Origin of the sequence: Ruoffia tabacinasalis (genome assembly GCF_005864045.1) — a bacterium.
Lineage (GTDB): Bacteria > Bacillota > Bacilli > Lactobacillales > Aerococcaceae > Ruoffia > Ruoffia tabacinasalis.
Genome location: NZ_VBSP01000014.1, coordinates 24220 through 46243 on the forward strand (window position 1 = coordinate 24220; position 22024 = coordinate 46243).

Below are 22024 nucleotides of genomic sequence, written 5' to 3' on the forward strand. Positions count from 1 at the left end.
AATGTACATAAGACAAACAAAGAAAAGTGAAATTCCTGAAGTTATGAAAGTGATTGAATACGGCAGACAATTACAAAGAAAGAATGGGAACAATATTCAATGGCCGAATCATTATCCGGCAGCTAGTGATATTGAAACAGATATCTTAAATAGCCATAGCTATGTTTGTGTGATTGACGATCAAGACCAAACGGACTTACCAGAGGAAACAATCGTTGCTACAATGTGTATTCAAAGTGGCGAAGATCCAACCTATCAAGAGATCAATGGCGAGTGGCTTAATGATCGTCCTTATGTTACTATTCACCGAATTGCTTCTAATCAACAGATTAATGGTGCCGGAAGTTTTTGTATGCAGTATGTCATAGATCATTACGACAATATAAAAATCGATACCCATCGAAAGAATACTTCTATGATTGCTTTAATCGAAAAATTTGGTTTTCAACATTGCGGTGATATTATCATTGAAGACGGAACACCTAGAGAAGTTTTTCAATATTATAAATAATTTTGTTCCTGGCTAATATTTCAGTCAGGTATTTTTTTTGTGAATAAAAAAACCTATGAGCTTCACTCATAGGTCAGTTTGAAAGTTATTTAAATGGATCCACTTCATAATCAACACGCATTAAGAACAGGCCATTCGGTGGCGCTGTTGGTCCCGCTTCATTTCGGTCTTTTACTTCTAATAGCCTTTGCATCTCATCCACTGGCTTTAAGCCATCTCCAATTTGAAGGAGAGTTCCAACCAGTATACGAACCATATTGTATAAAAAACCTTTTCCATAAAATCGGAAGACTAATTCGTTCTTCGCTTCATCTATCCAAGCTTCAGCTTCTAACACATGGCGCACTTTATTCTCAATGTCAGTTTTCGTAGAACAAAAACTTGTAAAATCATGTTCACCAACTATAATCTTAAGCGCCTCTTGAATTCGTTCCAAATCAAAAGCATACGGATGATGACTCGTGTATAATCGCTTGAACGGATCGGGAAAATCATTAATATCTATCCGATACTGATACTCTTTACCGATGGCATGATAGCGAGCATGAAATTCATCCGATACTTGCGCTACATCGACGATTCGAATAGATTGGTCTAAGATACTGTTCAACGCTTTACGCATTGAATTAGACTGTATTTTAGCTGGATAATCGACATGGATGACTTGTCCGAGTGCATGAACACCAGAATCGGTTCTTCCCGATGTTGAATTCTTAATTAATTCCCCAGGTTTAGCCTTTGCCATAATATGTAAGGCCTTTTGCAAAGCTTCTTGTATCGATGGTCCATTTGGTTGCACTTGATAGCCAACATAGTTAGTGCCGTCATATTGAATTTTTAACGCATAACGTGTCGTCATTCAGTTTACCTCCAATTACAAATTATCCAATAAAGATTCGAATCGCAATTAATGCTGCTGTTACTAATAATAAAATTAAGAGTGCATAAGCATCTATTTTTGAGTATTTTAATTGTCTATATTTTGTCCGACCTTCTCCACCTCTATAACCTCGAGCTTCCATGGCAATCGCCATCTCATCAGCCCGGTTAAATGCGCTAACGAACAGTGGAATTAAGATGGGTACCATCGCCTTAACACGGTCAATGAAACTACCTTCATCGAATTCTACTCCTCGAGCTCTTTGAGCATTCATAATCTTTTGTGCTTCATCCATCAAAGTAGGAACATAGCGTAAAGCAATTGAAAGCAATAAAGCCACTTCGTGTGAAGGAAAACCTAAACGAGTCAAAGGTCTTAATAAGTGTTCAATACCATCTGTTAATTCTAATGGCGCTGTTGTAAGAGTTAAGATGGTTGACATCATTATAATTAAGACTAATCGCATAAAGATATAAATCGCATTGATGACCCCTAAAGATGTAATCGTTACCGGACCTAATTGGAAATAAACCGTTCCACCCACAGTAAATAACATCTGAAATATAACAGTGAACATAATAATCCACAACATTGGTCGAATTCCACGTAAAAAGTAAGATATAGAAATATTACTTAATTTGATGACAAAGAATACAAATGCGGCAAGGAGTAAGTAAGCTAGCCAATGATTTGCTAAAAAAACAATGACAATGAAAAAGAAACTGCCTAATAATTTAGTGCGGGGATCTAATTCATGAATTATTGAATTACCTTGCAAATAGCGGCCTAAAAGTAATTTATCAAACATTTTGAGACACCTCACTCTTTAGAGTACGAGATTGTTTAATTTTTACAATCTCATCAGCTAATTGATCTACAGTAATCGGTTGGGTTTCTTTAATATAAGTTGTATCTAACTGAGTATCAATGTCTTTAAAGAACTGCAGCGAATGAGGTAGGGAAAGTTGTAAAGTTTCTAGTTTATCCTCATCTTTAAATATTTCTAAGGGTTCTCCTGTCTTAACCACTGTTCCATTCTCCATCACAATGACATTATCGGCATATAAGGCCACATCTTCCATTTGGTGAGTTACTAAAACGAGTGTTAAGTTTTGTTGGCGATGTAAATTAACAAACATCTCAAGCATATACTTCTGACCTGCTGGATCTAAACCAGCTGTCGGCTCATCAAGGACAAGAACGCTTGGTTCTAAGGCTAGAACACCAGCGATAGCGACACGTCTCATTTGTCCTCCACTCAAGTCAAACGGAGAGCGGTCGTAAAGATTCTCAGGTAAACCTACTAAAGAAAGTTTCTCACGAGCAATGCGTTCAGCTTCTTCTTCGGAAACACCAAAGTTTAAAGGTCCAAACATCACATCTTTTAAGACGGTTTCTTCAAACAACTGAGACTCTGGAAATTGAAACACGACACTGACTTGTTTTCTTAGTGCTTTTAAGTTTTTATTTTTAGAATCAGCAGTAATTTCTACATCATTAATCTTTACAGTACCATGCGTTGGTCGTAACAACACGTTTAGATGTTGAATCAGAGTAGATTTCCCAGACCCAGTATGTCCGATAATAGCCGTAATCTTCCCCTTAGGAATACTTAAGTTCACATTTTTTAATGCTGAAACGGCAAATGGACTACCCGCATTATAAATATGATCTACATTGTTAAATACGATTGGATTATCCATTGTAATAAAGCCTCCTCATCGAAATATTCGTCCGGTATATCTACTCCACGCTCCATTAAAGCATGTTTCAACTTCTGTGTGAATGGTAAATCAAGTCCCATATCTATCAAGCCCTTACCTAAATTAAAGATATCAGCTGGAACACCTTCATTTTTCTTTTCGCCATCTTTCATTACTATAATTCGATCTGCTTTGGAAGCTTCGTCGATATCATGTGTGATAGAAATAACAGTTAAATCATGTTGTTCTTTAACTTTCTCAATCGCTTCAATCACTTCTTCGCGACCTAATGGATCTAACATCGCCGTTGCTTCATCGAGTAAAATTACATCTGGACGTAAAGCGATTACACTTGCTAGTGCCACTCTTTGCTTTTGACCACCAGACAAACGGGCTGGCTCTTTCTTTTTATGCTCAGTCATTCGTACTTGCTGAAGTGCTTCATCAACACGTTGAATCATCTCAAGTCGTTCGACTCCATTGTTTTCTAGACCAAAAGCAACATCGTCTTCAACCGTTGCTCCAACAAATTGATTGTCTGGATTTTGAAAAACCATTCCGACAGATCTTCTAGCTTCCCAAACGGTTTCTTCATCTAATAATTTACCATTGATAAATACTTCTCCACTTGCAGGTACTAAGAGACCATTCATAATTTTTGCTAAGGTTGATTTACCGGATCCATTAGGTCCGATTAATGCTACCCATTCTCCTTTATTGATGGTCAGGTTAACACTCGTCAAAGCAAAAGACTCTACGCCTTGATATTGAAATGATATATCTTTTAATTCGATGATAGGATTGTTCATTATTATCTTCCTTTCGCGACACATCTTACTGATTTTTTCATAGGTAAATATACCATTTATTTTGTTTCGTTTCTCAAAAGAATCATATACTTAACTATAAAAAAAGCACTTACGATAGAAGCACATGGATTGGAGGAGAAAATCCCCTCCAATCTAAGCAATGAACATTGCTTGTGCATTAGAGCTAGACCAAATTATTGATCATAACACTCTCCATCATTAAGTGACTAAACTTTTGGTTCTTATTTAATTATTAAACTAACTCTAAGATTACCATTGGAGCAGCGTCACCACGTCGTGGTCCTTTTTTAAGGATACGAGTGTAACCTCCATTACGGTTTTCATAACGGTTAGCATAATTATCGAATAAACGATCTAATACTGATTCAATAATTACTTCGTCATCTTCAATACGAGCATCAGCTAATTCGCGGCGTAAGAATGAAGCTGCCTTACGACGAGAAGCTAAGTCACCTTTTTTACCTAATGTAATCATTTTTTCAACAGTTTTACGAACTTCTTTAGCACGAGCTTCAGTCGTTTCGATGCGTTCGTTGATAATTACATCAGTCGTTAAATCACGTAGTAATGCTTTACGTTGTGTACTTGTACGTCCTAATTTACGGTATGCCATTAAGATTCCTCCATTTCTTGTAAAATAAACCCTACTGATCTATTATTCGTCGTCTTTCAGACTTAGGCCTAGATCATCTAATTTGCCTTTAACTTCTGCTAATGATTTACGTCCTAAGTTACGAACTTTCATCATTTCAGCTTCAGTTTTATTTGTAAGTTCTTGAATTGTATTAATTCCAGCACGTTTCAAGCAGTTGTATGAACGAACAGATAAGTCTAATTCCTCAATTGTCATGATAAGAACTTTTTCTTTATCTGCTTCTTCTTTTTCAACCATAATTTCAGCTTCGCGTGCTTCATCGTTTAAGTTAACAAATATATTTAGATGTTCAGTCAATATTTTTGCAGCTAAACTTAAAGATTTTTCTGGACTAATTGATCCGTCTGTCCAAATGTCTAAAGTCAATTTATCAAATATATTCTTTTGACCAATACGTGTATTTTCAACTTGATAATTCACTTTTTCAATTGGTGTATATATTGAATCAATTGGCAATACACCAATTGGCATATCATCACTCTTATTGTATTCGCTACGTGCATAACCTCGACCGTTGGACACGCTAATACGCATGTTCAATTCTGCATCTTCGGCTAAGGTACAAATATGTAAATCTGGATTTAAAATTTGTACATCATTATCATGAATAATGTCAGCAGCTGTTACTGTTTTTGGACCCGCAACATTTAATTCAATTACTTTGCTTTCTTCCGTGTGCAATTTAAGGGCTAACTTCTTCAAATTTAAAATGATCGTAGGAACATCTTCCACTACACCATCGACTGTAGCGAACTCATGAAGCACACCATCAATTTGAATATTAGTTACTGCTGCACCTGGTAATGAAGATAGCAGAATACGACGTAATGAGTTTCCAAGAGTTGTTCCATATCCACGTTCTAATGGTTCAATCACGATCTTGCCAAATTTTTCATCTTCACTGACTTCAACCGTTGTAATCTCTGGTTTTTCAATCTCGATCATTAGTAATTTTCCCCTTTCAATACGTTATGTCTCAATGATAATTTTGTAGCAACATTAAAAGTTTTTAAATATAGGAATTATCATTAAACACGACGACGTTTTGGTGGACGAGCACCGTTATGTGGGATTGGGGTTACGTCACGAATTGCTGAAACCTCTAATCCAGCTGCTTGTAATGAACGGATTGCTGATTCACGACCAGATCCTGGTCCTTTAACTGCAACCTCTACAGATTTCATACCATGTTCCATTGCGCCTTTAGCAGCAACTTCTGATGCCATTTGAGCTGCAAATGGAGTAGATTTTTTTGATCCACGGAATCCTAATGATCCTGCTGATGACCAAGAAAGTGCATTACCATTCTCGTCTGTAATCATAACGATTGTATTATTGAATGTTGAACGAATATGTGCGATTCCACGTTCAATATTTTTTCTGTCGCGACGACGTCTACGAGCTTGTTGTCTTTTTGCCATGAAGTCTTAACCTCCCTTTTAAATTAATTATTTCTTACCTTGAACTGCTTTTTTAGGACCTTTACGAGTACGAGCGTTGTTTTTAGTGTTTTGTCCGCGAACTGGTAAGTTACGACGGTGACGGTTACCACGGTATGATCCGATTTCTTGTAAACGTTTGATGTCTAAACTTACTTCACGACGTAAATCACCTTCAACTTTGATTCCGTCAACAATAGAACGTAAACGGTCTAATTCATCGTTAGATAAATCTTGTACGCGAGTGTTTTCAGATACGTTAGCATCTGCACAGATTTGTTTTGCTGTAGTGTTCCCGATTCCAAAGATATATGTTAATGAAATAACAATACGTTTGTCACGTGGAATATCAACTCCTGCTATACGAGCCATAGACTAGTTTCCTCCTTTTTCTTAAAATTAACCTTGACGTTGTTTGTGTTTTGGATTTTCGCAAATTACCATTACTTTACCATTACGGCGGATAACTTTGCACTTTTCACAAATTGGTTTTACTGATGCTCTAACTTTCATCATTTTCCCTCCTTAAACTTCTTAACCATCGACTATTTAAAGCGATATGTAATTCGACCTTTTGTCAAATCATAAGGAGACATTTCAACTGTTACTTTATCTCCTGGCAAAATACGGATATAGTTCATACGAATTTTACCTGAAACATGAGCTAAAATTTCGTGGCCATTTTCTAATTCAACTTTGAACATTGCATTTGGCAAGGTTTCTAAAATAATTCCTTCTACTTCAATAACATCATCTTTAGCCATTAATACTTCCTCCTTTTTTTACCAGTTAGTGAAATGCTTTGGTATCTATTCTCCAAGAATATTACGTATCTCACGATAAACTACTTCAATCGGATTTTCACCACTAATGCGGTGTAGTATGTTTTTATCATCGTAGAATTCTAAGATTGGTTTAATTGATTCCATCTGTAAGTTAATACGGTGTCTAACTTTTTCTGGTTTGTCATCTTCACGTTGATAGAAGTCATGAGAACCACAGTTATCACAAACACCATCAACTGAAGGTGGATTGTATACTTTATGATAAGTAGCTCCACAATTACGACAAATAATTCTACCGCTTAGACGTTTTTCAAGGACATCTGAATCAACATCGATATAAATAACAGCGTCAATATCAGAATTCATCTCTTTTAAATTCTCTTCTAGTGCATGTGCTTGTTGAAGCGTTCTTGGGTATCCATCTAGCATAAATCCATTAGATTGGACATCTGATTCTGATAAACGTTCACGAACTAAATTGTTCGTAACATCATCCGGCACAAGATTACCAACATCTGTATATGATTTAGCTTCTAATCCCAACTTCGTTTCATTCTTAATTGCTTCACGAAAGATATCCCCTGTTGCAATATGTACCATTGAATAATCTTTGGAGATATGTTCACTTTGTGTTCCTTTCCCTGCTCCGGGAAGGCCCATTAATAAAATATTCATATAAATCGTCCTTACTTATTTAATATCGATGAACTATTGATAAAGAAATCCTTTATAGCGACGTTTTACCATTCTACCTTCGATTTGTTTAGTTGTTTCTATTGCAACACCTACAACAATTAAAATACTTGTTCCACTTAATGAAATATTCATTGGTATTTCCCAGATAAATCCAGCAACGATCGGTAATACGGCGATTAATGTTAGATATAATGCACCGACACCACTTAAGCGATTAATTAATTGTGTAATAAATGTCTCGGTATCATTACCAGGACGTACACTTGGAATATAAGCGCCTTGTTTCTGTAAATTTTCTGCTACTTTCTCAGGGTTAACCTGTACTAATGAATAGAAATAAGTAAAGGCAATTAGTAATACAGTATAGAATACTGCTCCTAATGGATGTTGTAAGTTAAACAAGTTTCCGAAAAATTGCATCACTGGACCTGCGTTGTCAGTACTTAAGAAAGAAAAGATCGTTTGTGGTGTTGTAATAAACGACGTTGCGAAAATTACAGGAATAACACCCGCAGAGTTAATCTTTAATGGTAAGTGCGCTGTATGTCGGGCACCAGTTGCTTTCTTAGAGTGATGAATTGGAATACGTCTTTGTGCTCTTTCCATTAGAACTACAATAACAATACTTACGATGATTACTAGTACAATGGCTAATAATATTAGTAAGTTTTGTGTCAGTTCATTACCTGTCACACCTGATATAGATGATTGGAAAAATCCATAAAAATCTTTCGGCACTTCTGCAACAATACCGGCGAAGATCAACATAGATACTCCGTTTCCGACACCATTACGTGTGATTTGCTCACCTAACCAAACTAAGAACATTGTTCCTGCCGTTAAGATTAAAGCAATTGTTAAATAAGTTGCCATTGTAGGGTTATTAATTAAACCTAAACCAGATAACTGGTTAAATCCAAATGATAATCCTAAAGATTGGATAAAGCCTAAAACTATTGCAGTGTAAGTAGTAGCTTGATTAAGCTTACGTCTACCGACTTCACCTTGTTTGGCCCACTCGGTAAACTTAGGAACTAAGTCCATTTGCAATAATTGCATAATGATTGATGCAGTAATGTATGGTGATACACCCATCGCAAAGATAGAATATCTTTGAAGTGCACCCCCACCAAAAGTATTCAATAAACCTAATACCCCAGTATTGCTTAATGATTGTAAAGCACCAGCGTTAACACCTGGTACTGGGATATGAGACCCTAAACGGAATACTGCGAAGATAAACAGAGTGAATAAAATTCTACGTCGGATATCTCTAACAGCGAATGCATTTTTCAAGAAGGAAAACATTAAATCACCTCAATCGATCCACCAGCACCAGTGATAGCTTCTTCTGCAGATTTAGAGAATTTAGCAGCTTGAACTGTTAATTTTTTCTCTAAGTTACCATCACCTAAAATTTTAATTCCTGATAATTCGTTTTTCACAACGCCAGATTCAATTAATAAAGCTGGTGTAACTGTTGTGCCATCTTCAAAACGGTTTAATGTTTCTAAGTTCACTACAGCATAATCTTTACGATTGATGTTAGTGAAACCACGTTTTGGTAAACGACGGAATAAAGGTTGTTGTCCACCTTCAAATCCTAAACGTACTCCACCGCCTGAACGTGCTTTTTGACCTTTTTGTCCACGACCAGCTGTTTTTCCGTTCCCTGAACCTTGTCCACGCCCAACACGGTTACGTAATTTGCGTGATCCTTCAGCAGGTTGTAATGTATGAAGTTTCATTCCTTCGGCACCTCCTTATATTAGATTTTATACTTAAGCTTCTTTGACTTCTACTAAATGGCTTATTGTACGAACCATTCCACGAACAGATTCATTGTCAGGTTTCACAACACTCTTGTTAAGTTTTGTTAAGCCTAACGCTTTAGCTGTTTGAATTTGGTTTTGTTTACGTCCAATAAAGCTACGTTTTAATGTGATTTCTAAGTTGGCCATTGAATGTCCTCCTAACCTAAAAGTTCTTCGACTGATTTGCCACGTAATGCAGCAACTTCATCGGCTTCTTTAAGATTTTTTAGACCTTCAACAGTTGCAGAAATCATGTTAATTGGTGTATTTGATCCAAGTGATTTACTTGTTACGTCAGCAATACCAGCTAACTCAATAACGGCACGGACTGGTCCACCAGCGGCAACCCCAGAACCGGCTGTTGCAGGTTTAAGTAATACTTGTCCTCCACAGAATTCACCAACGATTTCATGTGGAATAGTTGTTCCTGATGTAGGGACTTTAATCATGTTTTTCTTAGCATTTTCGATACCTTTACGGATCGCTTCTGGTACTTCTTGAGCTTTACCTGTAGCAAAACCAACGTGACCATTCTTATCACCAACAACTACTAAAGCAGAGAAACGTAGACGGCGTCCACCTTTAACAACTTTAGTTACGCGGTTAATCGCAACTACGCGATCTTCAATTTCGCCTAATGTTTCTGGATTAATAAATTCCATTAAACAATGTTCCCCTTTCTATTAAAATTCTAAGCCGTTTTCACGAGCAGCTTCAGCTAATGCTTGTACACGTCCGTGATATACATATCCACCACGGTCAAATACTACTGTTTTATGTCCAGCAGCTGTTGCGCGATCGGCAACTAATTTACCAACTGATGCAGCTTGTTCGACTTTTGATCCATTTGATTTAACTTCTTCGTCTTGTGAAGAGGCACTGACTAGCGTCACACCCGCTACGTCATCAATTAATTGAGCGTAGATGTTAGTATTCGAACGGAATACACTTAAGCGTGGGCACTCTGCAGTACCAGAGATTCTATTACGGATACGTAAATGTCTTTTTTTACGTAATTTATTTCTTTCTGGTTTTGAAATCATTTTGTCACCTCTTTAATTTTTTATTTATTATTTACCAGTTTTACCTTCTTTACGGCGAACAAATTCACCAACATAGCGAATTCCTTTACCTTTATACGGCTCTGGTGGACGAACTGCACGAATGTTTGCTGCTAATTCTCCAACTTTTTCTTTGTTGAATCCTTGAACGATGATTTGTGTATTCGAAGGAACTTCAAAATCTACACCTTCGCTAGCTTCGAATTCAACTGGGTGTGATAAACCAACACTCAATGTAAGTTTGTTACCTTGTTTTTGTGCACGATAACCTACACCGATTAATTCTAATTCTTTTTTAAATCCTGTAGACACACCTTCGATCATGTTAGCAATTAATGAACGAGTTGTACCATGGATTGAGCGGTTAGCTTTATTGTCATTTGGACGAGTGAAAGTGATTTCGTTATCCGCGATTTCTAATGAAATTGCTGGCGATAGTTCACGAGTTAATTCGCCTTTTGGGCCTTTAACAGTTGCTGTAGTACCATTTAGTTCTACGGTAACTCCTGATGGAATTACTACAGGTTTTTTACCTATACGACTCACAGTACCGCACCTCCTTATATTTTATAATATTTATCTACAAATTACCAAACGTATGCTAAAATTTCTCCACCGATTTTTTCATTTCTTGCAACTTTATCAGTTACTAAGCCACGAGAAGTTGAGACGATTGCGATTCCTAAGCCATTTAAAACTTTAGGAATATCTTCAGATTTAGCGTAAACACGTAAACCTGGTTTAGAAATACGTTTTAGACCTGTAATAACTTTTTCGTTATTACGTCCGTATTTTAAGTTTAATTTAATTACATTTTGTTTGTTATCTTCAGTTACTTCATAACCTTTAATGAAACCTTCGTTTTTTAAGATTTCAGCAATTGCCACTTTAGTATTAGAAGATGGTGCTGTTACAGATGTATGTTTTTGTGCATTTGCATTACGAATTCTTGTTAGAAAATCTGCAATTGGATCTGTCATTACCATGTGTATTTACCTCCTTAGTTTAAAAGTATTTGAATTACCAGCTTGCTTTCTTAACGCCAGGAATTTGTCCTTTATAAGCAAGTTCACGGAAGCAAATACGGCAAAGTTTGAACTTACGGTAAACTGAATGCGGACGTCCACAACGTTCACAACGTGTGTATTCTCTTACTTTATATTTTGGTGTACGTTGATTTTTTTCTACCATTGATTTTTTAGCCAATACGATTCGCCTCCTTTATTATTTTTTAAACGGCATACCTAACTCTTTAAGTAAGGCATGTGATTCTTCGTCAGTGTTTGCTGTTGTTACGATTACAATATCCATTCCACGAACTTTATCTACGTTATCGTAGTTAATTTCTGGGAAAATTAATTGTTCTTTAACACCTAAAGTGTAGTTTCCACGACCATCAAAGGCTTTGTTTGAGATACCTTGGAAGTCACGTACACGTGGTAATGATACTGTGATCAATTTGTCTAAGAAGTCATACATTCTTTGTCCACGTAAAGTAACTTTAGCTCCAATTGGCATTCCCTCACGAAGACGGAAACCTGCAATTGATTTCTTAGCTTTAGTAATAACTGGTTTTTGTCCAGTTAATAATGTTAATTCTGCAACTGCTTTATCTAAGTTTTTAGCATTTGAAACTGCATCACCAACACCCATGTTAACAACAATTTTATCTATTTTTGGTACTTCCATAACAGAAGAGTAGTTAAATTGTTCAACTAATTTGCTAGTGATTTCGTTATTATATCTTTGTTTTAAACGGCTTTCCATTAAACTTTGTCCTCCTTCCCAAAATGATTAGTTAAGTGTTGTATCTGATTTTTTAGAGAAACGTACTTTTTTACCATCTTCAAAACGGTAACCAACGCGTGTTGCTTCTCCGTTAGAATCTACTAATTTTACGTTTGATACATGAATTGGAGCAGGGAATTCTTCGATTCCACCTGTCGCCATTTGAGTAGGTTTTTGGTGACGTTTATGGATGTTTAATCCTTCAACGATCACTTTATCTTGCTTAGGTAAAGTTTTAAGAACTGTTCCTGTTTCGCCTTTATCTTTACCAGCAATAATTTTTACTGTATCTCCTGATTTAATGCGCATGAATTGTTTCCTCCTTCGTAATTGGATTAAAGAACTTCTGGAGCTAATGATACGATACGCATGAAGTTGTTGTCACGTAATTCACGTGCAACTGGTCCAAAAATACGTGTTCCACGAGGTGTCTTATCATCACGAATAATGACACATGCATTTTCGTCAAATTTTATATAAGACCCATCATTACGGCGAGCTCCTGTTTTTGTGCGTACGATTACTGCTTTTACTACGTCACCTTTTTTGACAACTCCACCTGGTGTTGCATGTTTAACTGTTGCAACAATTACATCACCAATGTTAGCTGTTCTACGACCTGATCCACCTAGTACTTTAATAGTTAATACTTCACGTGCACCAGAGTTGTCGGCAACTTTTAATCGACTTTCTTGTTGAATCATTCCGATGTCCTCCTTCCGATTTCTTCTTTATGTATTAGATAATTACAGCTTCTTCAACGATATCTAATAAACGGAAGCGTTTCGTTTTAGATAATGGACGAGTTTCCATAATGCGGACGATGTCGCCTTCTTTTGCGCTGTTATTTTCATCATGTGCTGTATATTTTTTTGAATATTTAACACGTTTACCGTATTTAGGGTGTACTACACGAGTTTCAACAACAACAGAGATTGTTTTGTCTCCTTTGTCTGAAACGACACGACCACGATAAACTTTACGTTTGTTACGTTCTTCAGTCATTTAACATCTGCCTCCTTTTATTATTTAGTCAGTTCTTGTTCACGTAAGACAGTTTTAATACGAGCGATTGTTTTACGTACTTGACGTAAACGGGCAGTGTTTTCTAATTGTCCTGTTGCTAATTGGAATCGAAGATTGAATAATTCTTTTTTATATTCTTTTTCTTTGTTAACCATATCAGCAGCGGATAATTCTCTAATTTCTTTAATTTGCATTCGATTCACCACCATATTCTTCACGTTTTACGAATTTTGTTTTGATAGGTAATTTGTTTGATGCAAGACGGAAAGCCTCACGAGCTACTTCTTCTGGAACTCCATCGATTTCAAACAAGATTTTACCACGTTTAACTGGAGCTACCCAACCTTCAGGTGCACCTTTACCAGATCCCATACGAACACCGATTGGTTTAGATGTGTATGATTTGTGAGGGAAGATTTTAATCCATACTTTCCCACCACGTTTCATATAACGAGTCATAGCTATACGAGCTGCTTCGATTTGACGGTTTGTGATCCATTTAGATTCAATGGCTCTTAATCCGTATGTTCCGAAGTCGATGTTTTTTCCACCTTTAGCTTCTCCGCGCATTTTACCACGGAATTCACGACGGTGTTTTACACGTTTAGGTACTAACATGATTAATTTCCTCCTCTCTGGTTGTTTTCATTTACTTCAGGAAGGATTTCTCCTCGACAAATCCATACTTTAACTCCAAGTTTACCGTATGTAGTGTCTGCTTCTTCCCAAGCGTAGTCGATATCTGAGCGAAGTGTATGTAATGGAACTGTACCTTCACTGTAGTGTTCAGTACGTGCCATATCAGCACCGTTTAAACGACCAGATACTTGTGTTTTAACTCCTTGTGCACCAGCACGCATAACACGTTGGATAGCTTGCTTTTGAGCACGACGGAATGCAACACGGTTTTCTAATTGACGAGCAATATCTTCTGCTACTAATTTTGCGTCTAAGTTTGCTTGTTTAATTTCCACAATATTGATGTGTACTTTTTTACCAGTTAATTTATTTAACTGTGCACGTAGTGCATCAACTTCAGATCCACCTTTACCAATAACCATTCCTGGTTTAGCAGTATGAACTGAAACAATTACACGGTTAGCAGCACGTTCAATTTGAATTGTTGAAATTGAAGCGTCTGAAAGTTTACCGTAGATGTACTCACGAATGCGTAAATCTTCATGTAGGAAGTCGGCATACTTTTTATCAGCATACCATTTAGCATCCCAATCACGGATTACGCCAACACGCATACCTATTGGATGTACTTTTTGACCCATGTATTATGCCTCCTCTTTCTCTGATACCACAATTGTGATGTGGCTTGTTCTTTTATTGATTGGTGAAGCTGATCCTTTAGCACGAGGACGGAAACGTTTCATAGTTGGTCCTTCGTTAACAAAAGCTTCACTTACGAATAAGTTTTCTAAATCTAAATCATAGTTGTGTTCCGCGTTAGCAATAGCTGACATTAACACTTTTTCGACAGCAGGTGATGCTGATCTTGGTGTGAATTTCAGAATAGAAATTGCTTCACCTATGCTTTTTCCTCTAATTAAATCAGTTACTAGACGAACTTTACGAGGGGCAATGCGGATTGTTTTTGCTGTTGCTGTTGCAGATGTAATTTGTTCTGACATCTAATTTCCCTCCTTTATTAACGTCTTCCTGTTTTTTTATCGTCATTTGCATGACCTTTATATGTACGAGTTGGTGCGAATTCGCCCAATTTGTGTCCTACCATATCTTCTTGGATGTATACTGGGACATGTTTACGTCCATCATATACTGCAATTGTTAACCCAATGAAGTTTGGGAAGATTGTTGAACGACGCGACCATGTTTTAATAACTTGTTTTTTCTGAGCATCTTCTTGAGCTTCTACTTTCTTCATTAAGTGTGCATCAATAAATGGCCCTTTTTTCAAACTACGACTCACAGTGTAGCCTCCCTTCGGAAATTTAATCTATATACGATTATTTCTTACGTCCACGAACGATTAATTTACTTGATTTCTTCTTAGCATTACGAGTTTTAAGACCAAGAGTCTTTTTACCCCAAGGTGACATTGGACTTGGACGTCCGATTGGAGCGCGTCCTTCACCACCACCGTGTGGGTGATCGTTAGGGTTCATTACAGATCCACGAACAGTTGGACGTTTAGATAACCAACGTTTACGACCTGCTTTACCAATGTTAATTAATTCGTGTTGTTCGTTACCAACAGTTCCGATTGTTGCACGGCAAGTTGATAAGATCATACGAACTTCACCTGAAGCTAAACGTACTAATGTATATTTACCTTCTTGTCCTAATACTTGAGCACTTGTTCCAGCAGAACGAACTAATTGTCCACCTTTACCTGGTTTTAACTCAATATTGTGAATTACAGTACCAACTGGGATATTGATTAATGGTAATGCGTTCCCTACTTTGATATCTGCTTCAGCACCTGATTCAATCTTTTGACCTACTTTAAGTCCTTTTGGTGCGATGATATATGTTTTAATTCCATCTTCGTAGTTAATTAATGCGATATTCGCGCTACGGTTTGGATCATATTCGATAGTTTTAACTGTTCCGACAACGTTGTCTTTGTTACGTTTAAAGTCGATAACACGGTAAGCACGTTTGTGTCCACCGCCGTTGTGACGAACTGTGATTTTACCTTGGCTATTACGGCCAGCTCTTTGTTTTTTCGATTCTAATAATGATTTTTCAGGAGTTTTTGTTGTAATCTCTGAGAAGTCATAACCAGTCATATTACGACGACCGTTAGTTATCGGTTTGTAGTGTTTAATTGCCACTCGAATTCCCTCCTACTTATCTTATTTTGTGAATTATTCTTCGTCTTCTTCTGTTTCGAATAATTCGATGTTAGCTGAATCAGCTTTTAATGTGATGATTGCTTTTTTGTATTTACGTGTGAATCCTTGGTAACGACCCATACGTTTTGCTTTTCCTTCAACGTTGATAGTATTTACTTTCTCTACTTTAACGCCTTCAAACATAGCTTCAACAGCTTGTTTAATAAGGTTTTTGTTAGCACGACGATCTACTTCAAAAGTGTATTTGTTATCGTCAATGTTATACATAGATTGCTCAGTAATTACTGGACGTAGGATTACTTCTGAAAATTCCATTATGCTAATGCCTCCTCTACTGTTGATAATGCTGCTTGAGTGATTAATACTTTGTCATAGTTAACAACGTCTAATACGTTGATGTTGTTCTCGTCAATAACTTTAACGTTATCGATGTTACGAGCTGATAAGTATGCGTTATCGTTGTTATTTTCTAAAACGATTAATGTTTTAGTGTCTAAGTTTAAGTTAGATAAAATCCCTTTAAGGTCTTTTGTTTTTGGTGCATCTAAGCTTAATCCATCAACAACTACAAATTTATCTTCAACAACTTTTTGTGATAATGCTGATAAAATTGCTAAACGACGTACTTTTCTTGGTAATTTGTAACTGTATGAACGAGGTGTCGGACCAAAGACAACTCCTCCCCCAACCCATTGTGGTGAGCGGATAGATCCTTGACGTGCACGACCTGTCCCTTTTTGTCTCCAAGGTTTACGTCCACCACCGCGAACTGCGTTACGGTTTTTAACTGCGTGTGTACCTTGACGTAATGATGCACGTTGCATAATAACTGCATCGAACATAACACTTTCGTTTGGTTCGATACCGAAGATCGATTCGTTTAACTCAACTTCTCCAGCTTGCGATCCGTCTTGTTTAAATAAAGTAACTTTTGTCATTCTCGTTCCTCCCCTCTTAATTAGTTAGATTTAACTGCTTTTTTAATTTGTACTAAAGATTTTTTAGCACCTGGTACATTACCTTTAATTAAGATAACGTTATCTTCAGGATTTACTGCAACGATTTCTAAGTTTTGGATCGTTACTTGTTCACTACCGGTTTGTCCAGGTAATTTTTTACCTTTTAAAACACGTGATGGTGAAGCTGCCATTGCCATCGCACCTGGGCGACGGTGGAAACGAGATCCGTGAGCCATTGGTCCACGAGATTGGCCGTGACGTTTAATAACCCCTTGGAAACCTTTACCTTTTGATGTTCCTGTTACATCGATGATGTCTCCGACTGCGAATGTTTCTACAGTGATTTCTTGCCCAACTTCATATTCTCCTAGCTCGACATCACGAAATTCGCGAATGAAGCGCTTAGGAGTAGCGTTTGCTTTCGCTACATGACCTTTATGAGGTTTTGTTGCTAATACTTCACGTTTGTCTTGGAAACCTAATTGCACAGATTCATATCCATCTGTTTCATTTGATTTCACTTGTAATACAACGTTTGGTTGAGCTTCCACTACTGTTACAGGGATTAACTCACCATTCTCCGTAAAGAATTGCGTCATTCCTACTTTTGTTCCTAAGATTCCTTTGGTCATGAGTACACCTCCATTTTATTTTTTATTTTATAACTTAATTTCTACGTCTACACCACTTGGTAAATCTAATTTCATTAATGCATCAACTGTTTTAGCAGTTGGGTTAACGATATCGATTAAACGTTTGTGTGTGCGCATCTCAAATTGCTCACGTGAATCTTTATATTTATGCGGTGAACGGATAACTGTATATACCGAACGTTCTGTTGGTAATGGGATTGGCCCTACAGTTTGTGCTCCAGTTCTTTGTGCAGATTCTACGATTTTGTTCGCTGATACATCAAGAGCGCGGTGCTCATAAGCTTTCAGACGAATACGAATTTTTTGGTTTGCCATTGTTTTTCCTCCTCCGTCAAATTTGTTAAATTGACTTGCTCCGCAAGAATTACCGACTACACTGGTCATTGGCAACTCAACCTAGCGTGTCGCAACCTCTCGCTTCATAGCTCGCCACCTTATAATATAGGGGGCTGTGTTACGTTCAGCAGAAATATATCTACTTATGACACAACGAATATTATAACGCACACAACACTTAGAAGCAAGCTTTTTTCGCAGTTTTTTTAAAAAACTTCAAAATAATATTTCTTTCTATTATATATACACGTTTTGTGTCTCTATTTAAGCTTTGTAACATTTTAATGGAAAATCCTGGTGGATGGAAGTCTTTTTTTATATTTATTTATTATTACTTATTTTTTGTATATATAATGGAAGGAATAGAAAAGCCAAGGAAACTCCGAAGAATTTTCTTGGCTAAGTGTAGTCAATGTCTATCCATTTGCTAACTTATCTCTGGACTTAGTCGAGATGAATTCGATAATTAAAATTAGTATAATTAATCCAATTAAAATTGATCCAACTTCACCCCATCGATATGAGTTCATTGCAAATATCAATGGAGCACCAATCCCCCCTGCTCCTACTAAACCTAAAACTGTTGCATCTCTTAAGTTCATATCGAAACGATAAATTGTCGTAGATAAAAAGTTTGTAAATAGTTGAGGAATAACCCCATACCTAATCTTTTCGAATGTATTACATCCAGCAGCTTCCATTGCTTCTAAAATTCCATCATCTATTTCTTCTATAGTATCCAAGTATAGTTTCGAAACCATACCAATTGAAGTAATTGACATTGTCAAAACTCCTGCATATGCTCCGGGCCCCGTAACTCTAATAAACATCAGACCATATACAAAAGATGGTATTGTTCGAATAACTACGAGCAATGTACGTGTAATAAAGGAGAGGACTGGTCCGACAATACTTTGTGACATTAAAAATGCTACAGGTATCGCTAGTACTGATCCGAATATTGTTCCTAAAAATGCAATACATATTGTTTCAAATAATAAATATGGTACCCCCTCATCAGAGAATTCAAATAGAAAATCTAAATCTGGAGAAAGTATTCCTGAAATAATATTTCCGGCAATGGTTGAACCGCGGCTATCAATTCCCTTAAATTGCACGCCTGTTATTGACCAAATCAGAAGCGTTATTAATATAGCGAATATTGTAAAGTAATATACTCGTCGATTAGGTTCACGCTCAAGTTGTTTATTAATCATATTATTCATTTCTATTGTCACCTCCTAAGTGAGTCTCTGACGGCAGTATTCACTAATTTGTTCTATTATGAATACAACAACCATTAATATTAATAGTATCATTCCGGCATTTGCATAATCTCGCCATCCTAATTCTTGATTTAAGATTAGTCCAATCCCGCCTCCCCCCACATATCCTAAGATTGCGGCATAACGAATGTTTCCTTCAAACGCAAAAAGTGATACTGATAAGTAAGTTGGCATAATTTGAGGAACAACAGCATATCGAAACGCTTCTACTTTTGATAACCCCATAGATTCCATTGCTTCAAAGGGTCCCATATCAATATTTTCGATATTTTCATACATTAGCTTTCCTATATAAGAAAACGTAAATATGAATATTGCAATGGTTCCTGCTGTTGTTCCAATTCCGAATATAAATGTAGCGATGGATGCTGTAATCAACGTTGGTAATGTTCGCGTAATTGATAAGAACAGCTTGAAAAGACCAGTAATCCAACGACTTTGGATTAAGTTTGACGAAGATAACATAGCAATAGGTATTGCTACGATTGCCCCTAAGACGGATCCAAGCAATGACATTTGAATAGTATCAATCATGGGTCTCCATATATTACTAGCATAACTCCAATTTGGAGGAATCATTTGTCCCAAAATGACAAAGAATTGTTCCCCACGTTCAGCTAAGACTGAAAATTCGGTCTCAGTTACTTTAATTGAAATATATGTAAATATTAATAATAGCAAAACAATTAATGGGGTTCTTGAAGTTTTTTGATAGACTTTTTTTCCGTTAGATAGACTTATTTCTTTGGGTTTAAAAACACGATCATATAATTTCATTTCCAAACTAAATCCCCCTATACTGGTGATACTGAAGATTCAACAACTTCAATAGGTTGGTTTTGGTAGATTTTATTTAATATTTCTTGATCAACATCACTCGAAGGACCGTCATAAACGATTTCCCCTTTTGCAATTCCAATAATACGATCTGCGTACTCTAACGCTAAATCAACATGGTGAATATTAATTAAGACTGTAATATCCAATTCTTTATTTATGCGTTTAAAATCATCCATAACTACTTTAGCTGTCACTGGGTCCAAAGAAGCAACAGGTTCATCAGCTAGTATAATAGAAGGATTTTGTGCTAACGTTCTTGCAAGAGCTACACGTTGTTGTTGACCACCTGATAATTGGTCTACACGCATATAGGCTTTATCTAAGATACCAACTTTATCTAAAGCTTCTAATCCTCGTATTTTATCTTCTTTTGTAAAACTACCTGTTAATTTACGCCAAAATGATAACTCTGGCACACTCGATACTAATACGTTGTTTAATACGCTAATTCGAGTGACTAGGTTGAATGATTGGAAAATCATTCCAATTTTTCGACGGAAACGTCTTAATTCTTTTGAGCCTAGGGCAGTTACATCTTCATTATCAACAGTGAGTGTTCCATCCGAAACACTGTGCATGCGATTAATACAACGGATCAATGTCGATTTACCTGCTCCGGATAGCCCAATAATCGCAACAAATTCGCCTTGTTCAATGGTTAGATTCACATCTTTTAGCGCAGTTACGCCATTAGGGTATTTTTTACTTACATTTTCAAATTTAATCATCTCTTACAAACCTTTCTTCAAACAAATAAAGGCCAGAATTTATCCTAGCCTTAAAATATATAATATAAATTGAGTATTAGTTAGATTGTTCGCGTAAAATTTCTTGTGCTTGACGCTCAACTTCATAGTCCGAACTCTCAGCAACTTCGTATCCTTCATGAGCGTAAATTGCAATAATCTCTTTACCTTCTTCAGTTTGAGATATATTGATGAACGCTTCTTGTAAAGCAGCTTTTAGTTCATCAGACATGTTATCTGAATTGTTACTTACTGAAATTGTATCATTATAGATACCTGGCGTAACTCCAATAACATCAGTATCTGTCCAGATATCATTTTCGCCACCTAATTCAGATTGCCATTGATCAACGTAGTCACGGCGTCCATCAGCAAATACTGTTAAGATATCTACTTGACCAGAAGCTAGACGTGCAAATGAGTTTAAATATGAGTCAGCTTGCACAACATTTTCTAAATCACTTAAGTTTTGTTGGAAATTATCTTGTAACCAAATTGTTGGATAAATGTAGCCTGCTGAAGAAGATGGACTCATAACAGACCAATTAGCTGAATTTAAATCTTCAAAAGATAATTCTTCACCATTATTAACTTTATCAGCTAATTCGCGCCCTTTTTCTGAAGGTCCAGCAATCATAATAGCACGGTAATATGTTACTTGTTCGTCCGTTGCTTCAGTTGGTTCATTCGCATTCCAATCAGCTGGGTCTTCCGAGTCGTTACTTAGACCAGCACGTGTAGAAGTTAAAATAACTTCTGCGCCATCATCATATAAAACATATGTTCCTCCTGGAATAAATCCGATATCGATGGTTCCAGCCGATAAACCTTCTCCAACTGCCTCATATGAAGTACCTACAGAGATGTCTACTGAACCTACTTCATAACCAAGAGTTGCTAATTCATCAATTAACAATTGCTCTAATGGTTCTGTTGCTGTTACGATTTCTTCCGGATCACGTGATGGTACAAATCCGATTGATAACTCATCAATTTGAGCTGTTTCTTGCGCAGCGACAGCTGGCATCGCTACTGAAGCAAGTGTTGTCACAGATGCTAAAGTTAAAGCAGCTTTTTTTATCCAATTTTTTAACATAAGATAATTCCTCCCTTTTTTTATAACATTAATATTATAAACCATTCGATAATCAAGCGCTATTGATTTTATGTAAATTTTGTGTAAATTCA

Annotated in this window: 38 protein-coding genes; 1 reads left to right on the plus strand and 37 read right to left on the minus strand. The window is 36.6% G+C overall.

What is annotated here, in order from left to right; all coding sequences use genetic code 11:
* The first annotated feature begins 1 nt into the window (after position 1).
* Positions 2-511 carry a GNAT family N-acetyltransferase gene (locus tag FEZ33_RS05320; RefSeq protein ID WP_138404370.1) on the plus strand — a complete coding sequence of 170 codons (510 nt, stop codon included), beginning with the start codon at positions 2-4 and terminating at the stop codon, positions 509-511.
* A gap of 85 nt (positions 512-596) precedes the next feature.
* Here the strand turns inward: FEZ33_RS05320 and truA are convergent, their stop codons facing one another.
* The 37 genes from truA to FEZ33_RS05505 form a co-directional block, all read right to left on the minus strand.
* Positions 597-1370: a tRNA pseudouridine(38-40) synthase TruA gene (gene truA, locus FEZ33_RS05325; protein ID WP_138404371.1), complete on the minus strand. Its 774-nt coding sequence runs from the start codon at positions 1368-1370 to the stop codon at positions 597-599.
* Positions 1371-1392: 22 nt separating this feature from the next.
* The gene (locus FEZ33_RS05330) at positions 1393-2199 is read right to left on the minus strand and encodes an energy-coupling factor transporter transmembrane component T family protein (protein WP_138404372.1); all 807 of its coding nucleotides are present in this window, start codon (positions 2197-2199) and stop codon (positions 1393-1395) included.
* Positions 2192-3094, minus strand: coding sequence for an energy-coupling factor ABC transporter ATP-binding protein (locus tag FEZ33_RS05335; RefSeq protein WP_138404373.1), 903 nt, complete (start codon positions 3092-3094; stop codon positions 2192-2194). Before FEZ33_RS05335 ends, FEZ33_RS05330 begins: the two co-directional genes overlap by 8 nt.
* Positions 3064-3903: an energy-coupling factor ABC transporter ATP-binding protein gene (locus FEZ33_RS05340; protein WP_138404374.1), complete on the minus strand. Its 840-nt coding sequence runs from the start codon at positions 3901-3903 to the stop codon at positions 3064-3066. Before FEZ33_RS05340 ends, FEZ33_RS05335 begins: the two co-directional genes overlap by 31 nt.
* 253 nt (positions 3904-4156) lie before the next feature.
* Complete coding sequence (gene rplQ, locus FEZ33_RS05345) at positions 4157-4537, minus strand: 50S ribosomal protein L17 (RefSeq protein ID WP_138404375.1); 381 nt, start codon at positions 4535-4537, stop codon at positions 4157-4159.
* A gap of 42 nt (positions 4538-4579) precedes the next feature.
* A complete protein-coding gene (locus FEZ33_RS05350; RefSeq protein WP_138404376.1) occupies positions 4580-5524 on the minus strand; it encodes a DNA-directed RNA polymerase subunit alpha in 945 nt (314 codons plus the stop codon).
* A gap of 83 nt (positions 5525-5607) precedes the next feature.
* Positions 5608-6000 (minus strand): 30S ribosomal protein S11, encoded by a 393-nt coding sequence (gene rpsK, locus FEZ33_RS05355; RefSeq protein ID WP_138404377.1) that lies wholly within the window; start codon positions 5998-6000, stop codon positions 5608-5610.
* A 27-nt stretch (positions 6001-6027) separates the two neighbouring features.
* Positions 6028-6390 (minus strand): 30S ribosomal protein S13, encoded by a 363-nt coding sequence (gene rpsM, locus FEZ33_RS05360; RefSeq protein WP_138404378.1) that lies wholly within the window; start codon positions 6388-6390, stop codon positions 6028-6030.
* A gap of 27 nt (positions 6391-6417) precedes the next feature.
* Positions 6418-6531 carry a 50S ribosomal protein L36 gene (rpmJ, locus tag FEZ33_RS05365; protein WP_124058139.1) on the minus strand — a complete coding sequence of 38 codons (114 nt, stop codon included), beginning with the start codon at positions 6529-6531 and terminating at the stop codon, positions 6418-6420.
* Between the two features lie 32 nt (positions 6532-6563).
* The gene (gene infA, locus FEZ33_RS05370) at positions 6564-6782 is read right to left on the minus strand and encodes a translation initiation factor IF-1 (protein WP_138404379.1); all 219 of its coding nucleotides are present in this window, start codon (positions 6780-6782) and stop codon (positions 6564-6566) included.
* A 45-nt stretch (positions 6783-6827) separates the two neighbouring features.
* Positions 6828-7478: an adenylate kinase gene (locus tag FEZ33_RS05375; RefSeq protein ID WP_138404380.1), complete on the minus strand. Its 651-nt coding sequence runs from the start codon at positions 7476-7478 to the stop codon at positions 6828-6830.
* Positions 7479-7511: 33 nt separating this feature from the next.
* Positions 7512-8807 carry a preprotein translocase subunit SecY gene (secY, locus tag FEZ33_RS05380; RefSeq protein WP_138404381.1) on the minus strand — a complete coding sequence of 432 codons (1296 nt, stop codon included), beginning with the start codon at positions 8805-8807 and terminating at the stop codon, positions 7512-7514.
* Complete coding sequence (gene rplO / locus FEZ33_RS05385; RefSeq protein ID WP_138404382.1) at positions 8807-9247, minus strand: 50S ribosomal protein L15; 441 nt, start codon at positions 9245-9247, stop codon at positions 8807-8809. The genes secY and rplO overlap by 1 nt, the downstream gene beginning before the upstream one ends.
* A 33-nt stretch (positions 9248-9280) precedes the next feature.
* Entirely contained in the window at positions 9281-9460 is a 180-nt protein-coding gene (gene rpmD, locus FEZ33_RS05390) for a 50S ribosomal protein L30 (protein WP_138404383.1), read from the minus strand.
* A gap of 11 nt (positions 9461-9471) precedes the next feature.
* Positions 9472-9975: a 30S ribosomal protein S5 gene (rpsE, locus tag FEZ33_RS05395; protein WP_138404384.1), complete on the minus strand. Its 504-nt coding sequence runs from the start codon at positions 9973-9975 to the stop codon at positions 9472-9474.
* A gap of 21 nt (positions 9976-9996) precedes the next feature.
* Complete coding sequence (gene rplR, locus FEZ33_RS05400) at positions 9997-10356, minus strand: 50S ribosomal protein L18 (protein WP_138404385.1); 360 nt, start codon at positions 10354-10356, stop codon at positions 9997-9999.
* 27 nt (positions 10357-10383) lie between these two features.
* Positions 10384-10920: a 50S ribosomal protein L6 gene (gene rplF / locus FEZ33_RS05405; protein WP_138404386.1), complete on the minus strand. Its 537-nt coding sequence runs from the start codon at positions 10918-10920 to the stop codon at positions 10384-10386.
* Between the two features lie 41 nt (positions 10921-10961).
* Positions 10962-11360: a 30S ribosomal protein S8 gene (gene rpsH / locus FEZ33_RS05410; protein ID WP_138404387.1), complete on the minus strand. Its 399-nt coding sequence runs from the start codon at positions 11358-11360 to the stop codon at positions 10962-10964.
* 34 nt (positions 11361-11394) lie between these two features.
* Entirely contained in the window at positions 11395-11580 is a 186-nt protein-coding gene (locus tag FEZ33_RS05415) for a type Z 30S ribosomal protein S14 (protein WP_138404388.1), read from the minus strand.
* Between the two features lie 18 nt (positions 11581-11598).
* Complete coding sequence (gene rplE, locus FEZ33_RS05420) at positions 11599-12141, minus strand: 50S ribosomal protein L5 (RefSeq protein ID WP_138404389.1); 543 nt, start codon at positions 12139-12141, stop codon at positions 11599-11601.
* 27 nt (positions 12142-12168) lie between these two features.
* Positions 12169-12471: a 50S ribosomal protein L24 gene (gene rplX, locus FEZ33_RS05425; RefSeq protein WP_138404390.1), complete on the minus strand. Its 303-nt coding sequence runs from the start codon at positions 12469-12471 to the stop codon at positions 12169-12171.
* A gap of 26 nt (positions 12472-12497) precedes the next feature.
* Positions 12498-12866, minus strand: a complete 369-nt coding sequence (rplN, locus tag FEZ33_RS05430) for a 50S ribosomal protein L14 (protein WP_138404391.1) — start codon at positions 12864-12866, stop codon at positions 12498-12500.
* 34 nt (positions 12867-12900) lie between these two features.
* Complete coding sequence (gene rpsQ / locus FEZ33_RS05435; protein ID WP_138404392.1) at positions 12901-13167, minus strand: 30S ribosomal protein S17; 267 nt, start codon at positions 13165-13167, stop codon at positions 12901-12903.
* Positions 13168-13187: 20 nt separating this feature from the next.
* Positions 13188-13382: a 50S ribosomal protein L29 gene (gene rpmC / locus FEZ33_RS05440; RefSeq protein WP_138404393.1), complete on the minus strand. Its 195-nt coding sequence runs from the start codon at positions 13380-13382 to the stop codon at positions 13188-13190.
* A complete protein-coding gene (gene rplP, locus FEZ33_RS05445) occupies positions 13372-13806 on the minus strand; it encodes a 50S ribosomal protein L16 (RefSeq protein ID WP_138404394.1) in 435 nt (144 codons plus the stop codon). Before rplP ends, rpmC begins: the two co-directional genes overlap by 11 nt.
* A 2-nt stretch (positions 13807-13808) precedes the next feature.
* Positions 13809-14468 carry a 30S ribosomal protein S3 gene (rpsC, locus tag FEZ33_RS05450; RefSeq protein ID WP_138404395.1) on the minus strand — a complete coding sequence of 220 codons (660 nt, stop codon included), beginning with the start codon at positions 14466-14468 and terminating at the stop codon, positions 13809-13811.
* A 3-nt stretch (positions 14469-14471) separates the two neighbouring features.
* Positions 14472-14828, minus strand: a complete 357-nt coding sequence (gene rplV / locus FEZ33_RS05455; RefSeq protein WP_138404396.1) for a 50S ribosomal protein L22 — start codon at positions 14826-14828, stop codon at positions 14472-14474.
* 17 nt (positions 14829-14845) lie between these two features.
* On the minus strand, positions 14846-15127 hold the full coding sequence (rpsS, locus tag FEZ33_RS05460) for a 30S ribosomal protein S19 (RefSeq protein WP_138404397.1): 282 nt from the start codon (positions 15125-15127) through the stop codon (positions 14846-14848).
* Between the two features lie 37 nt (positions 15128-15164).
* Positions 15165-15995, minus strand: coding sequence for a 50S ribosomal protein L2 (gene rplB, locus FEZ33_RS05465; RefSeq protein ID WP_138404398.1), 831 nt, complete (start codon positions 15993-15995; stop codon positions 15165-15167).
* Positions 15996-16028: 33 nt separating this feature from the next.
* Complete coding sequence (gene rplW / locus FEZ33_RS05470) at positions 16029-16331, minus strand: 50S ribosomal protein L23 (protein ID WP_138404399.1); 303 nt, start codon at positions 16329-16331, stop codon at positions 16029-16031.
* The gene (gene rplD, locus FEZ33_RS05475) at positions 16331-16954 is read right to left on the minus strand and encodes a 50S ribosomal protein L4 (protein WP_138404400.1); all 624 of its coding nucleotides are present in this window, start codon (positions 16952-16954) and stop codon (positions 16331-16333) included. The genes rplW and rplD overlap by 1 nt, the downstream gene beginning before the upstream one ends.
* A 20-nt stretch (positions 16955-16974) precedes the next feature.
* Positions 16975-17607 carry a 50S ribosomal protein L3 gene (gene rplC, locus FEZ33_RS05480; protein WP_138404401.1) on the minus strand — a complete coding sequence of 211 codons (633 nt, stop codon included), beginning with the start codon at positions 17605-17607 and terminating at the stop codon, positions 16975-16977.
* Between the two features lie 27 nt (positions 17608-17634).
* Positions 17635-17943 carry a 30S ribosomal protein S10 gene (gene rpsJ / locus FEZ33_RS05485; RefSeq protein WP_138404402.1) on the minus strand — a complete coding sequence of 103 codons (309 nt, stop codon included), beginning with the start codon at positions 17941-17943 and terminating at the stop codon, positions 17635-17637.
* 437 nt (positions 17944-18380) lie between these two features.
* The gene (gene phnE / locus FEZ33_RS05490) at positions 18381-19190 is read right to left on the minus strand and encodes a phosphonate ABC transporter, permease protein PhnE (RefSeq protein WP_138404403.1); all 810 of its coding nucleotides are present in this window, start codon (positions 19188-19190) and stop codon (positions 18381-18383) included.
* Positions 19191-19205: 15 nt separating this feature from the next.
* Positions 19206-20027 carry a phosphonate ABC transporter, permease protein PhnE gene (gene phnE, locus FEZ33_RS05495; RefSeq protein ID WP_138404411.1) on the minus strand — a complete coding sequence of 274 codons (822 nt, stop codon included), beginning with the start codon at positions 20025-20027 and terminating at the stop codon, positions 19206-19208.
* 17 nt (positions 20028-20044) lie between these two features.
* Positions 20045-20818: a phosphonate ABC transporter ATP-binding protein gene (gene phnC / locus FEZ33_RS05500; RefSeq protein WP_138404404.1), complete on the minus strand. Its 774-nt coding sequence runs from the start codon at positions 20816-20818 to the stop codon at positions 20045-20047.
* A gap of 76 nt (positions 20819-20894) precedes the next feature.
* Positions 20895-21932, minus strand: a complete 1038-nt coding sequence (locus FEZ33_RS05505) for a phosphate/phosphite/phosphonate ABC transporter substrate-binding protein (protein WP_138404405.1) — start codon at positions 21930-21932, stop codon at positions 20895-20897.
* Positions 21933-22024: the final 92 nt, after the last annotated feature.

What these genes read in the sequence shown, in the direction of transcription:
- FEZ33_RS05320 (WP_138404370.1), top strand. Translation starts at nt 2, where the DNA reads ATGTACATAAGACAAACAAAGAAAAGTGAAATTCCTGAAGTTATGAAA.
- truA (WP_138404371.1), bottom strand. Translation starts at nt 1,370, where the DNA reads ATGACGACACGTTATGCGTTAAAAATTCAATATGACGGCACTAACTAT.
- FEZ33_RS05330 (WP_138404372.1), bottom strand. Translation starts at nt 2,199, where the DNA reads ATGTTTGATAAATTACTTTTAGGCCGCTATTTGCAAGGTAATTCAATA.
- FEZ33_RS05335 (WP_138404373.1), bottom strand. Translation starts at nt 3,094, where the DNA reads ATGGATAATCCAATCGTATTTAACAATGTAGATCATATTTATAATGCG.
- FEZ33_RS05340 (WP_138404374.1), bottom strand. Translation starts at nt 3,903, where the DNA reads ATGAACAATCCTATCATCGAATTAAAAGATATATCATTTCAATATCAA.
- rplQ (WP_138404375.1), bottom strand. Translation starts at nt 4,537, where the DNA reads ATGGCATACCGTAAATTAGGACGTACAAGTACACAACGTAAAGCATTA.
- FEZ33_RS05350 (WP_138404376.1), bottom strand. Translation starts at nt 5,524, where the DNA reads ATGATCGAGATTGAAAAACCAGAGATTACAACGGTTGAAGTCAGTGAA.
- rpsK (WP_138404377.1), bottom strand. Translation starts at nt 6,000, where the DNA reads ATGGCAAAAAGACAACAAGCTCGTAGACGTCGTCGCGACAGAAAAAAT.
- rpsM (WP_138404378.1), bottom strand. Translation starts at nt 6,390, where the DNA reads ATGGCTCGTATAGCAGGAGTTGATATTCCACGTGACAAACGTATTGTT.
- rpmJ (WP_124058139.1), bottom strand. Translation starts at nt 6,531, where the DNA reads ATGAAAGTTAGAGCATCAGTAAAACCAATTTGTGAAAAGTGCAAAGTT.
- infA (WP_138404379.1), bottom strand. Translation starts at nt 6,782, where the DNA reads ATGGCTAAAGATGATGTTATTGAAGTAGAAGGAATTATTTTAGAAACC.
- FEZ33_RS05375 (WP_138404380.1), bottom strand. Translation starts at nt 7,478, where the DNA reads ATGAATATTTTATTAATGGGCCTTCCCGGAGCAGGGAAAGGAACACAA.
- secY (WP_138404381.1), bottom strand. Translation starts at nt 8,807, where the DNA reads ATGTTTTCCTTCTTGAAAAATGCATTCGCTGTTAGAGATATCCGACGT.
- rplO (WP_138404382.1), bottom strand. Translation starts at nt 9,247, where the DNA reads ATGAAACTTCATACATTACAACCTGCTGAAGGATCACGCAAATTACGT.
- rpmD (WP_138404383.1), bottom strand. Translation starts at nt 9,460, where the DNA reads ATGGCCAACTTAGAAATCACATTAAAACGTAGCTTTATTGGACGTAAA.
- rpsE (WP_138404384.1), bottom strand. Translation starts at nt 9,975, where the DNA reads ATGGAATTTATTAATCCAGAAACATTAGGCGAAATTGAAGATCGCGTA.
- rplR (WP_138404385.1), bottom strand. Translation starts at nt 10,356, where the DNA reads ATGATTTCAAAACCAGAAAGAAATAAATTACGTAAAAAAAGACATTTA.
- rpsH (WP_138404387.1), bottom strand. Translation starts at nt 11,360, where the DNA reads ATGGTAATGACAGATCCAATTGCAGATTTTCTAACAAGAATTCGTAAT.
- rplE (WP_138404389.1), bottom strand. Translation starts at nt 12,141, where the DNA reads ATGGAAAGCCGTTTAAAACAAAGATATAATAACGAAATCACTAGCAAA.
- rplX (WP_138404390.1), bottom strand. Translation starts at nt 12,471, where the DNA reads ATGCGCATTAAATCAGGAGATACAGTAAAAATTATTGCTGGTAAAGAT.
- rplN (WP_138404391.1), bottom strand. Translation starts at nt 12,866, where the DNA reads ATGATTCAACAAGAAAGTCGATTAAAAGTTGCCGACAACTCTGGTGCA.
- rpsQ (WP_138404392.1), bottom strand. Translation starts at nt 13,167, where the DNA reads ATGACTGAAGAACGTAACAAACGTAAAGTTTATCGTGGTCGTGTCGTT.
- rpmC (WP_138404393.1), bottom strand. Translation starts at nt 13,382, where the DNA reads ATGCAAATTAAAGAAATTAGAGAATTATCCGCTGCTGATATGGTTAAC.
- rplP (WP_138404394.1), bottom strand. Translation starts at nt 13,806, where the DNA reads ATGTTAGTACCTAAACGTGTAAAACACCGTCGTGAATTCCGTGGTAAA.
- rpsC (WP_138404395.1), bottom strand. Translation starts at nt 14,468, where the DNA reads ATGGGTCAAAAAGTACATCCAATAGGTATGCGTGTTGGCGTAATCCGT.
- rplV (WP_138404396.1), bottom strand. Translation starts at nt 14,828, where the DNA reads ATGTCAGAACAAATTACATCTGCAACAGCAACAGCAAAAACAATCCGC.
- rplW (WP_138404399.1), bottom strand. Translation starts at nt 16,331, where the DNA reads ATGGAATTTTCAGAAGTAATCCTACGTCCAGTAATTACTGAGCAATCT.
- rplD (WP_138404400.1), bottom strand. Translation starts at nt 16,954, where the DNA reads ATGACAAAAGTTACTTTATTTAAACAAGACGGATCGCAAGCTGGAGAA.
- rplC (WP_138404401.1), bottom strand. Translation starts at nt 17,607, where the DNA reads ATGACCAAAGGAATCTTAGGAACAAAAGTAGGAATGACGCAATTCTTT.
- rpsJ (WP_138404402.1), bottom strand. Translation starts at nt 17,943, where the DNA reads ATGGCAAACCAAAAAATTCGTATTCGTCTGAAAGCTTATGAGCACCGC.
- phnE (WP_138404403.1), bottom strand. Translation starts at nt 19,190, where the DNA reads ATGAATAATATGATTAATAAACAACTTGAGCGTGAACCTAATCGACGA.
- phnE (WP_138404411.1), bottom strand. Translation starts at nt 20,027, where the DNA reads ATGAAATTATATGATCGTGTTTTTAAACCCAAAGAAATAAGTCTATCT.
- phnC (WP_138404404.1), bottom strand. Translation starts at nt 20,818, where the DNA reads ATGATTAAATTTGAAAATGTAAGTAAAAAATACCCTAATGGCGTAACT.
- FEZ33_RS05505 (WP_138404405.1), bottom strand. Translation starts at nt 21,932, where the DNA reads ATGTTAAAAAATTGGATAAAAAAAGCTGCTTTAACTTTAGCATCTGTG.